The sequence below is a fragment of the Corynebacterium sp. MSK204 genome (assembly GCF_030229885.1).
In the GTDB taxonomy this organism is placed as follows: domain Bacteria; phylum Actinomycetota; class Actinomycetes; order Mycobacteriales; family Mycobacteriaceae; genus Corynebacterium.
Map to the genome: position 1 here is coordinate 58181 of NZ_JASPGQ010000005.1, position 13871 is coordinate 72051.

At 57.6% G+C, this 13871-nt stretch carries 12 protein-coding genes; 10 read left to right on the plus strand and 2 right to left on the minus strand.

The window, feature by feature from the left end; genetic code table 11:
• Positions 1-13 precede the first annotated feature (13 nt).
• The 7 genes from QP908_RS04630 (at position 14) to QP908_RS04660 (ending at position 6833) form a co-directional block, all read left to right on the plus strand.
• Positions 14-1645 carry an LCP family protein gene (locus tag QP908_RS04630; protein WP_239269394.1) on the plus strand — a complete coding sequence of 544 codons (1632 nt, stop codon included), beginning with the start codon at positions 14-16 and terminating at the stop codon, positions 1643-1645.
• Between the two features lie 25 nt (positions 1646-1670).
• Positions 1671-2333, plus strand: a complete 663-nt coding sequence (locus QP908_RS04635) for a TIGR03089 family protein (protein ID WP_239269393.1) — start codon at positions 1671-1673, stop codon at positions 2331-2333.
• Positions 2334-2361: 28 nt separating this feature from the next.
• The gene (locus QP908_RS04640) at positions 2362-3099 is read left to right on the plus strand and encodes a sulfite exporter TauE/SafE family protein (protein WP_239269392.1); all 738 of its coding nucleotides are present in this window, start codon (positions 2362-2364) and stop codon (positions 3097-3099) included.
• Positions 3100-3288: 189 nt separating this feature from the next.
• A complete protein-coding gene (locus QP908_RS04645) occupies positions 3289-3924 on the plus strand; it encodes an ABC transporter permease (RefSeq protein WP_239275615.1) in 636 nt (211 codons plus the stop codon).
• A 2-nt stretch (positions 3925-3926) separates the two neighbouring features.
• Positions 3927-5141 (plus strand): ABC transporter ATP-binding protein, encoded by a 1215-nt coding sequence (locus QP908_RS04650; protein ID WP_239269390.1) that lies wholly within the window; start codon positions 3927-3929, stop codon positions 5139-5141.
• A complete protein-coding gene (locus QP908_RS04655) occupies positions 5128-5880 on the plus strand; it encodes an ABC transporter permease (protein WP_023016900.1) in 753 nt (250 codons plus the stop codon). Before QP908_RS04650 ends, QP908_RS04655 begins: the two co-directional genes overlap by 14 nt.
• Entirely contained in the window at positions 5877-6833 is a 957-nt protein-coding gene (locus QP908_RS04660; RefSeq protein WP_284771778.1) for a glycine betaine ABC transporter substrate-binding protein, read from the plus strand. Before QP908_RS04655 ends, QP908_RS04660 begins: the two co-directional genes overlap by 4 nt.
• A 289-nt stretch (positions 6834-7122) precedes the next feature.
• On the opposite strand, the gene QP908_RS04665 is transcribed toward QP908_RS04660, so the two are convergent.
• Positions 7123-8445 carry an MFS transporter gene (locus QP908_RS04665; RefSeq protein WP_239269388.1) on the minus strand — a complete coding sequence of 441 codons (1323 nt, stop codon included), beginning with the start codon at positions 8443-8445 and terminating at the stop codon, positions 7123-7125.
• Positions 8446-8897: 452 nt separating this feature from the next.
• Positions 8898-10169, minus strand: coding sequence for a threonine/serine exporter family protein (locus QP908_RS04670; protein ID WP_239269446.1), 1272 nt, complete (start codon positions 10167-10169; stop codon positions 8898-8900).
• A gap of 536 nt (positions 10170-10705) precedes the next feature.
• Between QP908_RS04670 and QP908_RS04675 the strand changes: the two genes are divergently transcribed.
• The 3 genes from QP908_RS04675 (at position 10706) to QP908_RS04685 (ending at position 13863) form a co-directional block, all read left to right on the plus strand.
• Positions 10706-11590 carry a carbohydrate ABC transporter permease gene (locus tag QP908_RS04675; RefSeq protein ID WP_239269445.1) on the plus strand — a complete coding sequence of 295 codons (885 nt, stop codon included), beginning with the start codon at positions 10706-10708 and terminating at the stop codon, positions 11588-11590.
• 29 nt (positions 11591-11619) lie between these two features.
• The gene (locus QP908_RS04680; protein WP_284771793.1) at positions 11620-12465 is read left to right on the plus strand and encodes a carbohydrate ABC transporter permease; all 846 of its coding nucleotides are present in this window, start codon (positions 11620-11622) and stop codon (positions 12463-12465) included.
• Between the two features lie 75 nt (positions 12466-12540).
• Complete coding sequence (locus QP908_RS04685) at positions 12541-13863, plus strand: ABC transporter substrate-binding protein (protein ID WP_239275588.1); 1323 nt, start codon at positions 12541-12543, stop codon at positions 13861-13863.
• The last annotated feature ends 8 nt before the right edge of the window (positions 13864-13871 follow it).

Here is a 13871-nt window from a genome sequence, read left to right on the forward strand (position 1 = left end):
AAAGCCTTCACTTGTGACTTCTGAGAACACTCGCCGGGCGCGCAATATCCAACCCGCGCCCTCTGCCGCTAGCGCGGTTAAGCAAAAGGGTTCCACGGCCACCAAAACCATCGTGGCTGTTATTTCTGCCCTCATCCTGGCTGTCTCCGGCGTGGGCTACGCCACGGTGGGGCGCCTGGATACGGGCATGTCCTCCGCCTCGGACTTATCTTTGGGCGAGGATGGTTTATCCGATCCTTCCTTGGACGGCGCCGCCGATATCTTGCTCGTGGGCAAGGACTCGCGCACCGATGCCCAGGGCAACCCCCTCTCCGAAAAGGAGCTGGCGGATCTCCACGCCGGCGTTGCCGAGGGTGAGGAAAATACCGACACCATCATGCTCGTGCGCATTCCGGAAGACGGCTCGCGCGCTACCGCGGTCTCCATTCCGCGCGATACCTATGTCAACGATCCGGACTACGGCAATATGAAGATCAATGCCGTCTACGCCTCGCACAAAAACGACAAGGTCCAGGAGCTCCAGCAGGAAAACGCCAAGGCGGAGGCGCAGGGCGAGAAGAAACCGTATTCGGATAAGGACATCGAAAAGCGCGGCGTGGAAGCCGGCCGCGAAGGCTTGCTCAAGATGGTGCACTCCCTGACCGGAGTGTCCATTGACCACTACGCCGAGGTGGGCTTGCTCGGCTTTACGCTGCTTACTGATGCCGTCGGTGGCGTCGAGGTGTGCCTCAACGAGGATGTTGAGGACGAGATGTCCGGCGCCAATTTCCACAAGGGCATCCAGACCCTCGATGGCGCGCAGGCGCTGACCTTCGTACGCCAGCGCTATAACCTGCCGCGCGGTGACCTTGACCGCATCGTGCGCCAGCAGGCGTATATGGCCTCGCTGGTGAAGAAGGTGCTCGATAATGACACGCTGACCAGCCCGTCCAAGCTCTCCAAGATTGCGAAGGCCGTGGAGCGCTCCGTGGTCATCGATGACGGCTGGGACATCATGGGCTTTGTCACCCAGCTAGCAGGCCTGGCCGGCGGCAATGTCACCTTCACCACCATCCCGGTGACCTCCATCGATGGCCGCGGCGATTACGGCGAATCCATCGTCACCATCGATACCAATGAGGTCCACCGCTTCATGGAGGATCTGGCCATGTCGCACGAGGAAGCCGAAGAAGACGCGGCCCACAAGGAGGAAAACGCCGAAAACGCAGCGGAGCACGATTCCGATATCAACTCCGATAACGAGGTCCACGTCCTCAATGCCGGCAATATCGATGGCTTGGCCGCCGGCATCGGCACCTGGCTGGAAAACACCGGCTATACCGTCGAGCGCTCCGCCAATGCCCAGCCCGGCATCTACTCTGAGTCTCAGGTCGTGGCCGCGGACCCCGAGAGCGAAGATGCCAAGAAGCTGGCGGAAAAGCTCGGTGGCCTGCCAGTGGTAGAAAACCCGCAGCTCGATGACAATACCTTGCTCGTCGTGGCCACCGATGACTACCAGGGCCCCTCCGATGAGGAAGCCAGCGCCGAGGAATCCGCGGCCGAAGAAGATACCGACCTGGTGGGAACCCCGGGCAACGACTTCGGCGCCAACAAGGTTGCGCCTGAAATCGACGCTGGTGGCGACGGTCCGCGCTGCGTGAACTAAGCAGGCTGGCCTACGATGGGCGGGTATGGAACTACTCGCCCATCTTTTAAACGCCGATGCCGCCACCCCACGGCTGACTGTTTATAACGAATCCACCGGCGCGCGCATGGATTTTTCCGCCCAGACGCTCGATAACTGGGCGGCCAAGATCGCCAATATGTTGGAAGAAGAGCTCGACTTGGAGCCTGATTCCACCATCGCCATCGACGTGCCCACCTCGTGGCAGGCTGCCGTCATTGCCTTAGGCGCCCTCGCCGCCGGGCCCACCTTTGATTTTGGTGAATCGGCCGCGCTTGCCGATGTCGTCTTTACCTCCCCCTCCCGCTACCTCGCCGCCCAAGAGCGCCAGCCGCAAGCCGATATCGTGCTCATCAGCGACGACCCCTTTGGCCGCGGCATCGTTGAATCCGGCGGGGATCTGCCCACCGGTGCCATCGACTTCGGCCCCACCGTCCGTTTTTATGGCGATCAGTACTTTGGTGAAACCCAGCCCCTGCCGGAATTGGTGACCCCGCCCGGCGGCGCCGAGCGGCTGCTATCTACCGGATGGAGCGATAAATCTTCCTTCACCCGCGCCGTGCTCGAGCCCTTAGCAGCCGGCGGCTCCGCCGTTATCGTCGCTGGACTCTGCGCCGCGTCCCGCTTGGATGAAATTGCAGCGAATGAGAAAGTAACCGCCCGGCTGTAGGTTAAGTGCCCTATACTTGCCTTCCATCATGTTCTTGGGAATCTCTTCAGACGCGTGGGTCTACATCTTTATTGGTGTGCTCATCTTGGTCGGCACTATCACTCAGGGCTCGATCGGCTTTGGGCTCGGCACCATCGCCACCCCCATAGTCGCGCTCTTGCGCCCAGATTTAGTCCCCACGCTCATCTTGCTCCTCGCGCTGTGCATTTCCATCTATACGCTGGCGCGAACCTACCGCGAAACCTCATGGCGCTTGGTCGGCATATCCGTCATCGCCCGCATTCCGGGCTCGTTCGCCGGTGCGTGGGCGATCGCATCCCTCTCACACGACGGCCTGTCCATCTTCATCGGCTGCGCCGTGCTCTTGGCAATGTCCCTCTCCAGCCTCGGCTGGAGCCCCGAGCCCACCAGGCGCAATACCGTCTTAGCCGGGCTTACCTCCGGATTCCTGGGAACCTCTACCTCCATCGGTGGCCCGCCGATGGCGCTGATTATGAAGCGCTTCGACCCACAGCGCACCCGCGGCAGCCTCGCCGGCACCTTTGTGATCGGTACCGTCATGTCCCTTATCATCCTGGGCTTTAACGGCCAGGTGACCCAGCCGCAGGTCTACGCCGCCGCTGCCTATAGCCCGTTGGTGGTCGTCGGTTTATTCATTGCCAACTATCTCAACCATTTCATCGATACTAAGCGCCTGAACCGCATCGTCACGGTGGTAGCTATTACCGCTGCCCTGGCACTTATCGGCCAAGTGCTGTTTTTCTAGGCCGCCAATAAGACCGGTATTACCTCGTGCTCACTGCCCCCGGTTTTGTGCCCAGCCTGTCACGCTATTGTTTCGCGCGTAAAAAAGCTTGTACGCTAGAAGCACATCATCAGCGCAGAGGAAGGACCAGAGAGTCTGTGCTCCTAATAATTTTCCCTGCGCCCTATTCTCTTTCTTTTAGGTGATGAAATGAACGAATTTATCGCTGCGCGCTGGCAGGATATCCTTTTCCGCAGTTACCAGCACGCAAGCCTTGTCATCCAATCAGTCGTTGTGGCCCTGGTCATCGCGTTGGTAATTGCCATCTTTGTGGCCCAACGCCCGCGCGGTGCGGCTATTGCTAATGCCTTAACCTCCATCGGGTTGACCTTGCCTTCGCTGGCGCTCCTTGGTCTTGCCATCCCGCTTTTTGGCATCGGCACCATACCGTCCGTTGCCCTCGTGGTCTTTTATGCTGTCCTTCCCATCCTGCGCAATGCCATCGTCGGCTTGCACAATGTCAGCGACGATGTCATCGAATCCGCCCGCGGGCAGGGCATGAGCTCGACGGCCATCCTCTTCCGCATCCGGCTGCCGCTGGCCTGGCCGGTGATTATGACCGGTATCCGCGTCTCCACCCAAATGTCTATGGGTGTTGCCGCCATCGCCGCCTACGCGCTCGGCCCAGGGCTGGGTGGATATATCTACTCAGGGCTTAGCCAAATCGGCGGCACCAACGCACTTAATTTCACGCTGGTGGGCACCATCGGCGTCGTCATCATCGCGCTCATCGTGGATGCGATTCTCGCCGGAATCCAAAAATTGACCACCCCGAAAGGTATCTAAGAATGTCCGATACAACGCACGCTTCATCCACGCACGCCGAGGACACGAGCAATAGCGGTGCCAGCATCGTCTTCGATCACGTCACCAAGGCCTATTCGGGCCAGGACTCCCCCGCCGTGGAGGACCTTTCCTTCGAAATTCCGGCGGGCGAGCTGGTCGCATTCGTCGGCCCGTCTGGTTGCGGTAAGACCACCTCGCTGAAGATGATTAACCGCTTGGTGGAGCCAACCAGCGGCACCATTTATATCGATGGCGAGGATGCCACCAAGAAAAACCCCACGCAGCTGCGCCGCGATATTGGCTACGTCATCCAAGGCGGCGGCCTCATCCCGCACATGTCCGTCGCGGATAATATCGCGCTTGTGCCCAAGCTAAAGAAGTGGAAGGCCGATAAGATTTCGAAGCGCACCGACGAGCTTTTGGATATGGTCGGGCTCGATCCTGCCACCTACCGCGATCGCTTCCCCAGCGAGCTATCCGGTGGCCAGCAACAGCGCGTCGGCGTCGCCCGCGGCCTGGCTGCGGATCCGCCGGTGGTCTTGATGGACGAGCCCTTCGGCGCGGTCGACCCCATCACCCGCACCCGTCTGCAGGATGAATTGGTCAATATCCAATCCGAGTTGAAAAAGACCATCATCTGCGTCACGCACGATATCGATGAGGCCATCAAGCTGGGCCACCGCATCCTCATCTTTGAACCGGGCGGAAAGATCAGCCAGTACGATACGCCCGAAAACATCCTGGCCGCGCCCGCGAATGATTTCGTCGCCGATTTCATTGGTTCCGGCTCTGCCTTAAAGCAGCTCAACCTGCGCCGCGCGGATGAGCTGGACCTTGCGGACCAGGCCACCGCGCGCATCGGCGAACCCACAAGTGAGGCCCTAGCACGCCTGCGCGAAGCCGGCGAAGAAATGGTGGTCATCATCGATGACAAGGGCCATCCCCGCGACTGGATCTTCGCCCGCCAGCTCGAGCGCTACGAGACCATCCCGGAGCCGCAGTTCGAGCTCAACTCCGTTGTGGATGCGCGCTCTACGCTTAGCGATGCCATGTCTGCCATGCTTGCTTCCTCCCACAGCGGCGCACTTGTCACCCGCCGCGGTGAATTTGTGGGCGTTTTGTACTACGAAACGGTCACGGATTATATCCAACAGATGAACGCCGCGGCCCAAGAGGCTTTAGATGACCAGGAGGTGGATTCCGGTGGAGAAATTTAAGCGCCTGACCGGTGAAGACCGCCTCCTTATCATCGGCATCCCCATCCTGGTGGTACTTACGGTGGGCGGCTGGCTCATCTGGCACGCCACGGCCGAGCTCGATGATATTGAAGAGCGCACCCTGCAGATTAGCTCCGTGCTCACCATGACCCGCGAGCACTTAGTCCTCGTGGTCATCTCCGCGCTGCTGGTCATCGCCACGGCCGTGCCGCTGGGCATCGTGCTAACGCGCAAGTCCACCAAGTTCATGGCGCCGATCATCACCAGCATCGCGAATATTGGCCAGGCCGCGCCCGTCGTCGGCGTCATCGTCTTATTGGCCATCTGGCTGGGCTTTGGCGAGCCGGTGGCAATCCTCGGCCTCTGGTTCTATGCCTTCTTGCCCGTGCTCGCCAACGTGATTGCGGGCTTGCGGGGCGTGGATAAGCAGCTTGTCGAGGCCGCCTATGGCCTCAGCATGTCACCAATCCAGGTGCTCACCAAGGTTGAGCTGCCCATGGCCCTGCCGGTCATCATGACCGGCATCCGCACCTCCTTGGTGCTTTTGGTCGGCGCTGGTGCGTTTGCCACCTTTATCGATGCCGGCGGCCTCGGCGGGCTGATTACCACCGGTATTACTCTCTACCGCAACCCTATTCTCATCTCTGGCGCGGTCCTTATCGCCGCCTTAGCCTTAGCGGTCGAATGGGTGGGCCGCGTTCTTGAGGTTGTCTTCGCCCCGAAGGGAATGATCAAATGAAACGCCTCCTCGCAACCCTCGCCGCCGCAGGCACCTTCTTCCTCGCCGGGTGCGGCCTCGGCACCGCCGGTGGCCTCATCCCGAGCGGACAGTTAAAGGGCGACCTAGCCGATATCGACTTGGATGGCGCCAATATTTCCATCGGTTCCAAGAACTTCACCGAGCAGGTGATCCTGGGCAAGATTGGCGCCATCCTCTTGGAATCCGCCGGTGCCAACGTAAAGGACTTGACCAATATCCCCGGCTCCACCTCGGCGCGCCAAGCGCTGGAGGTCGGCGATATGGACTCCATGTTTGAATACACCGGTACCGCCTGGATTACCTACCTGGGCAACGCCGATCCGGTCCCCGGCTCGCAGGAGCAATACGAGGCGGTAAAAGAAGCCGATAAGGACCATGGACTTACCTGGCTGCCCCCTGCGCCGATGAATAATACGTACGCGCTGGCCATTAGCGAACAGTCCCGCGCACAGTACGGCCTTGAGTCGCTGGCCGATATCAAGGGTATTCCCGCCAATGAACAGACCTATTGCACCGATAGCGAGTTCTTGGCCCGCAACGACGGCCTGCTTACCATGCTGGATAGCTATGGCATTGAACAACCACCGCGCGACCGCATCCAGATTATGGATTCCGGCGCCGTCTATGCCGCCTTGAATAAGGGCGAGTGCACCTTCGGTTCGATCTTTGCCACCGATGGCCGCATTAAGTCCTTAAACCTCACCGTGCTCGAGGATCCTGAGCTCTTCTTCCCTAAGTACAACCTCGCCCCAGTTGTACGCACCGAGGTCTTGGAAGAACATCCAGAGATCAAGGATCTCTTCGCGCCCCTCGCGGAGCTCCTGACGGATGAAAAGATGCAGGAGCTCAATGCCCGCGTGGACGTGGACGGTGAGGACTACACCGCCGTGGCCCGAGATTTCCTCATCGATGAAGGGCTGATAGAAGGATAATCTTTGGGGCCGCTTACCAGCACAAATGGATGTACAGGAAACTTTCAGTAATTTTCAGCGACCTATCAGATAGATTCCATTGCTGTTCCAGCCGCGTGCCCCATACTTAAATCATGCGTTTGAGAGAGCGCATACGAGAGAGATAGAGAGAACCCCTCAGTTTCCAGAGGGCGGTGAAAACCGATACATGGAAACACCCTTGTAGAGAGAGACGCCAGCGGCACTCGGAACCGAAAGGAACCGAGTGCCGCTGGCGTTTTGCTAGTTCCACAGGCATAACCCGCACGGGTTATGCCACCAGGTCGTTCTTGCGCGGCGCGAAGAGCACGGCGGTGCCCGTCACGATCGCCGCGGCCACCAGGTAAAAGGCCGGGGCGAGTCTATTTCCGGTGGTATCAATCAGCCACGTCGCGATCATCGGGGCGGTACCGCCGAAGATGGCATTGGCCGTATTAAACGTCAGCGCGAAGCCAGACAGGCGCACGTGCGTGGGGAACTGCTCGGAAAGGAAGGAGGGCAAGACGCCATCGTTAAGCGCCAGCACCCCACCCAGGCACACCTGAATGATGATGACGAGCAGGATGCCTGCGCCATCGAGAAGCATGAATGCCGGAATGATGGCAAGGCCCATAAAGAGCGCGGCGCACAGCATGGTAGTCCGCCGGCCCAGGCGATCAGAGAGCAGGCCGGTAAGTAGCGCAAACCCCACGTAGAACGCGGAGGCCACCGAGGACGCGATAAACGCCGGGGTTTCTGCCATGCCCAGCTCCTCTGAAAGATAGGTGGGCAGGTAGGTCAAGATGACGTAGAAGCCAATCGCGTTGAGCACCGCGCCGGCAAAGGCAATAGCCAGGGCCTTGGGGTATTTCAGCACCTGTCGCAGGGGCGAAAGCTCGGTGTCCGCGTGCTTTTCAAAGCGGTTGGATTCCTCCGTGTGGCGGCGGATCCACAAGCCGTACAGGCCCAGCGGCAGCGCTACCAGGAAGGGCACGCGCCAGCCCCAGGAATGCAGGGCACCATCATCAAGCACGCCGGTAAGAAAAGCCGCGATGAGCGAGCCCAAGAGCAGCCCGGATGCGGTGGCCGAGGGCACCACCGCGGCATAAATCCCGCGTTTTCCAGGTGGGGCAATCTCAGCCAGGTGGGTGGCGGCGCCGGCATATTCACCGGCGGCGGAAAAGCCTTGCACCATGCGGCACATAAGGAGCAAGAGCGTGGCGGCAAAGCCGATGGTGGCATACCCAGGCAATAGGCCGATGCAGGCGGTCGCCAGCGACATCAGCACGATGGAATAGGTCAACGTGTGGATGCGGCCGTGCTTATCACCAATATGGCCCCAGACGATTCCACCGATGGGGCGCACCAGGAATGACAGCGCGAAGAGCGCGAAGGTCAAAATCAGCGCGCGGCGGCCTTCCATTTCTGGGAAGAAGACACGCGAGATAATCGCGGACATATAGATATAGGCCGCATAATCGAACCACTCAATAAACGTGCCGATGAATGCGGCCTTGATAGCGGAAGCGCGCTGTTCGTGTGAAGTGCCAGGAACGTCCACATCCGTTGGGGCAGATTCGTCACTCGCTGGCGGTGGGGCTATCAGAGGAGCCATGCTCCTCACCTCGTTTCTGTTGAGCTTTTCGCAAAAATGGCGCAGCATAGTCTGCACCCATAGCAACGAGCCTACAGAATTTACTATGGTTTATGTCACTTTTATATGCCTTTATAGCCTCGCCTACAAGCTTTGCTTGCCGATGCCTCCCTTCCCCACCCAACTCACAGCACTTAGCAGCAACCTTTCAGGCAGATTCCATGGTGAGCTCAGCCGCGTGCCCCATACTTAAATCATGCGTTTGAGAGAGCGCATACGAGAGAGATAGAGAGAACCCCTCAGTTTCCAGAGGGCGGTGAAAACCGATACATGGAAACACCCTTGTAGAGAGAGACGCCAGCGGCACTCGGAACCGAAAGGAACCGAGTGCCGCTGGCGTTTTACTGGTTCTGCGTTGTGGGGTGCCGCTACTGCCTGCTGCCTCTGGCCGCCCCACTGCTAGACCACCCGAACTAAGAGGGCTTTTTCCGCGGGATTTCCTTATCGAAATCAATAAGGCGTCCCAGCGCCCAATCGCGGTCCGTCAGCAGCCGGGCAAATACCATCCCAGCACCGATGGCGCCTACCACCATCAAGCCCGTGGCTACATTCGCCACCGCCTGATCCATCTGGCCATCATTGAGGTAGTAGACCGCGCGGAACATCGTCACCCCAGGGATCATGATGACGGCGGCCGGCACGGTGGTGGTAATGCGCGGCAACCGCGCCTTTTGCGAGGCCACCGCGCCCAAGAGCCCGATAATGAGCCCGCCGATAAACGCTGCAAAGTAGATGGTCGTGCCCAGCTCAAGGAGGCCAAGGCGCACCGCGTTGGCCACGGTTCCCACACTTGCAGCCACCAGCACCATGCGGCGCGAGGAATTAAAGAGGAAGGCAAAGCCCGCGATGCCGAAGAAACTGGCAACAAACGCCAGCAGGTACCACCGCGTATCCGGGGCGGGAACCGGCGGATCTGGGCTGAGATCCGTTAGCCAACTGACCATGGAGACGGTAAACGTAGCGGTAAAGATGACCGTGAACGCATAGCCCAGCCTGGCGATGCCCGCATCAAAATCAAAGCGCGCAATATCGATCAGCGCTGAAAAGAGCGGGAACCCCGGGATCAAAAAGAGTACCGCTGCGACATAGCCTGAGGACAGCTCGCTCGGCTCCACCACCCCAGCAAATCCGAGGAGCTCAATGAGGATAAAGAAGGTGATGCTGGCTGCCGCGCCACCAGCGATGATCCCGCCAATTTGGTGCACGTGCTGGTGAAGCACCTCATAGCGTACAAATTGCCCCACGAATGCCGCCAGCGCCACGAGCCCTACCGCTTGCACTGGGAAGAAATTCAGGTAAGCGAACGCCGCGCACGCGACCGCGGCCGCCGTGGATAGGACCCACACGCTCCAGCGCTTTTTCACATCGCTTTCTATGGAATCGAGCATCCCCGCAAGCTCTTCCGCGGTAATGCCGGAATACAAGTGGTTATGGGTGAGGTCCTCCAATGCCTCAATGCGGGAAGCATCAACGGCCGGCGAATGCGTGCGCGCAATCACCGTGCGAAAGGAATCGCCCCGGTGAAAAGTACAGGTAATCTGCGTCAGGCCCACGTTTGCGTCCAAATAATCAAATCCCAGTGCCCGGGCGCTGCGCTTCATACCGCGCAGGACGCGATAGCCCGATGTGCCCGCCCCCATCAGCATCATTCCGACGCGCAAGACGACGTCAGCTTCCACGCCCATCTGCCGGTGAAAATTCGGATCATACTGCGACGACAAATCTTCCACCTCTACCTCGCGGGAAAGCTGCGATCCAGGCCACTTCTCGGCGGCCATTGCCCCAGCTTCCACCCACATTTTGGCTGTTTCTTCTACCTCCCAGACTAGCGCACCGTGCGCCTCCCTCGCGGCCTTCTTACCCTCCACTAACTTCCAGGAAAATTTCAGCTTTCTTCAATGCCCATAACAGGGTCTAGCGCCATACTTTTCTTAGCGTTCGAGAGAGCGCAAGAGAGATAGAGAGAACCAGCTCCAGCGCCCTGCGGCCCTTCACTGAGGCCCGGGCGCTGGAGTTGTTTTCAATAGAGTTCGCAATAGCCCCCTAGCCTTTACGGACTCGACGTTTTAAATTCATCAAAAGTTTCCATTATGTGAAACACCCCGTAATCTACGCGGTTTACGTTGGCTGGGTGACTCTCAGGGATGACCACGCCGACGCTAAGAACGGCATCGCGACTGCCACGGCCACCGGCCCGAGCAACGATAATTCATCGGAGCTCGTGCGAAAGGCTACAAAGAGCCGACATAAGGAATGGTTGCTGGCTGCCGCGCTTTTGGCGCCCAACCTCATCTTGCTGGCCATTTTTACCTACCGGCCACTACTGGATAATATTCGGCTTTCCTTTTTTAACTGGAATATTTCTAGTTCAAGCTCCACTTTTGTTGGTTTTGATAATTACGTGGAGTGGTTCACGCGCGACGATACAAAGACGATCGTCTTTAATACCGTCATTTTCACCTTTTTCACGGTCATCGGCTCCATGGTTATTGGGCTCGCGCTTGCGCTACTTCTCAATCAAAAGATCAGAGGCCGCAACTTCGCACGCTCGGTGGTCTTCGCGCCCTACGCCATCTCCGGTGCCGCAATCGGTATCGCCTTCCAGTTCGTATTCGACCCCAACTTTGGGTTGATTCAAGAAATCCTCGGATGGTTTGGCATTAGTTCTCCAAACTTTTATGCCGTGCCTGGCTGGGCGTTGTTCATGGTGACATTTACATTCGTGTGGAAGAACTTGGGTTATACGTTTGTCATCTACTTGGCTGCCCTACAGGGCCTAGATAAGGAATTAGACGAAGCTGCCGCCATTGATGGAACAGGCCGTTGGCGCAAATTCTGGCGCGTGACAATGCCGCAACTGCGCAATACCACCTTCTTCCTTTCCATTACGGTACTGCTCAACTCTGTGCAGGTCTTCGACATCATCAACGTCATGACCCGGGGCGGCCCTCAAGGAAACGGCACCCAGACCCTGGTTTTTCAGATTTATAACGAAACCTTTGTCAACTTCCGTGCTGGTTACGGCGCCACTGCTGCGACAATCCTATTCCTCATCCTGCTCGTCGTTACGTTGATTCAGGTCCGCATCATGGATAAGCGAGGTTAACCCACCCTATGGCTGATTCAAATCTTCACATGATCACAGACTCTTCCCCTGTAGCAAGGCGTGCCAAACTCATCGGTGGGTACGTAGGAATTATCCTCGTCCTCCTACTCGTGGGACTGCCGTTGTTCTGGATCTTAATGACCTCATTCAAGGCCAGAGGTGATATTTACACCGACCCAGTTAACTGGCTACCGCCGACGTGGGAAACCAAAAATTACGCAGATGCCACAACGCGCGTCCCTTTCTGGACCTACCTGCGTAACTCAGTCTTCATTACCGCGGTGCTATCCGCTATAAAGATTGTGCTTGGTGTCGTCTCCGCCTACGCGTTATCTATCCTTCGCTTCCCAGGACGCAATCTAGTGTTCATCGTGGTGATTTCTTCCCTGATGGTCCCCGCAGAAATCACGGTGATTTCCAACTACGCCTTGGTCAATTCCTTGGGCTGGCGTAATACCTTTGTAGGCATCATCGTCCCGCTGGCTGGTGTTGCATTCGGCACCTTCCTCATGCGCAATCACTTCCTGTCCTTGCCTTATGAGCTTGTGGAAGCTGCTCGCATGGACGGCGCCGGCCCCATTCGCTTGCTCACCAAGGTGCTTCTTCCCGTTTCTTGGCCAACATTGACAGCTTTTTCCGTGATCACCCTAGTAAACGAATGGAATACCTACTTGTGGCCATTCCTGATGGCGGATACAGAACGGGTTGCTCCCCTGCAGATGGGTCTGACCATGCTGCAAAACAACGATGGCGTTACTAACTGGGGACCAGTAATGGCCGCAACCGTTCTAACCATTCTCCCGATGGTCGTCATTTTCCTTGGCCTGCAGAAATACATGATTCAAGGTCTCACCACTGGCGCCGTAAAAGGTTAGAAGGCTTCTATCCTTATCACGCTCGCCGTTGTCGCCCTATTCTTCTCAATCTGACTTCAATTTAAGGAGATACCCATGCTTCGCCGTAAGTTTCTCGCGCTAGCCTCCACTGCTTCTACCGCTTCATTTCTTGCCGCTTGTGCTGGCACCTCATCTACCAGTTCCCAGGGCAGTAGCGACGGTGGCGATGGTGGCGAGGTCACGGAATTGACGTGGTGGTCCAACCACCCGGCTTCCTCAAAGGACATCGAAAAGGAAATCATCTCTCGCTTCGAGAAGGAAAACCCTGACATCAAGGTCACCCTTGTTGACGCTGGAAAGAACTACGAAGAGGCAGCGCAAAAGTTTAATGCTGCACTTACCGGCTCTGATCTTCCAGACATCGTGGTTCTGTCTGATGTGTGGTGGTACAACTTCGCTATCAATGGGCAGATTGCCAATGTTGATGATCTAGCCAAAGAAGCCGATATTGACCTCTCGACCTATGTCCAGCCGCTCTATGAGGACTATAACTACGACGGCGGCCACTTCGCGCTTCCCTTTGCCCGGTCAACTCCCCTGTTCTACTACAACAAGGACGCATGGAAGAAGGCTGGCTTGCCAGACCGTGGACCGGAGTCTTGGGACGAAATGGATGAGTGGTCTAAAAAGCTCGCCAGCGCGGATTCTAAGATGAAGCCCTTTGGCTGGGGCGATGCAGTCGGCTACTTGGGATGGATTTTCCAAGGCCCCTTGTGGTCTAAGGGCGGTGCCTACTCCGATGAATGGGATTTGAAGTTCACTGATGACAAAACCATCGAAGCTGTGGAATGGCTCAAGGATGTTACCGATAGCAAGAATGGCTACTCCTACATGGGCAATGACATGGCTATGGAATTCGGCACCGGACGCGCTGCAGCCACTGTCCTATCCACAGGCGATCTCGCAGGTATCTCTGATACCGCTGACTTCGAGTTAGGAACCGCATTCCTTCCCAATCCAAAGGGAGACGGCGCTTGCCCCACCGGAGGTGCAGGCCTCGCCATTCCTTCCGGTATTAGCAAGAACCGCCAGGTGGCAGCCATCAAGCTGATTGATTTCATCACGAACGAGGAAAACACCTCGTATTGGTCCCAAAATGTGGGTTATATGCCAGTCCGCTCTTCTGCTGCCGACAACGAGGATCAGAAGAAATTCATGGAAGAGAACCCGAATTTCGAGACTGCTATCAAGCAGCTTCCAGAAACTCGCCCACAGGACAACGCCCGTGTATTCCTCCCTGGTGCAGATCAGGAGATTGGTGGTGCCTTTGAGAAGATCGTCACCAACCGCGACGATGTCACCAAGGTGCTTACGGATCTAGAAAAGACTCTGCAATCCATTTATGACAACCAGGTAAAGCCCGTCATTAACGGCTAATCTTGCCA

Coding starts and splice junctions, on each gene's coding strand:
- QP908_RS04635 (WP_239269393.1), top strand. CDS start 1,671: ATGGAACTACTCGCCCATCTTTTAAACGCCGATGCCGCCACCCCACGG.
- QP908_RS04640 (WP_239269392.1), top strand. CDS start 2,362: ATGTTCTTGGGAATCTCTTCAGACGCGTGGGTCTACATCTTTATTGGT.
- QP908_RS04645 (WP_239275615.1), top strand. CDS start 3,289: ATGAACGAATTTATCGCTGCGCGCTGGCAGGATATCCTTTTCCGCAGT.
- QP908_RS04650 (WP_239269390.1), top strand. CDS start 3,927: ATGTCCGATACAACGCACGCTTCATCCACGCACGCCGAGGACACGAGC.
- QP908_RS04660 (WP_284771778.1), top strand. CDS start 5,877: ATGAAACGCCTCCTCGCAACCCTCGCCGCCGCAGGCACCTTCTTCCTC.
- QP908_RS04665 (WP_239269388.1), bottom strand. CDS start 8,445: ATGGCTCCTCTGATAGCCCCACCGCCAGCGAGTGACGAATCTGCCCCA.
- QP908_RS04670 (WP_239269446.1), bottom strand. CDS start 10,169: ATGGGCGTGGAAGCTGACGTCGTCTTGCGCGTCGGAATGATGCTGATG.
- QP908_RS04680 (WP_284771793.1), top strand. CDS start 11,620: ATGATCACAGACTCTTCCCCTGTAGCAAGGCGTGCCAAACTCATCGGT.
- QP908_RS04685 (WP_239275588.1), top strand. CDS start 12,541: ATGCTTCGCCGTAAGTTTCTCGCGCTAGCCTCCACTGCTTCTACCGCT.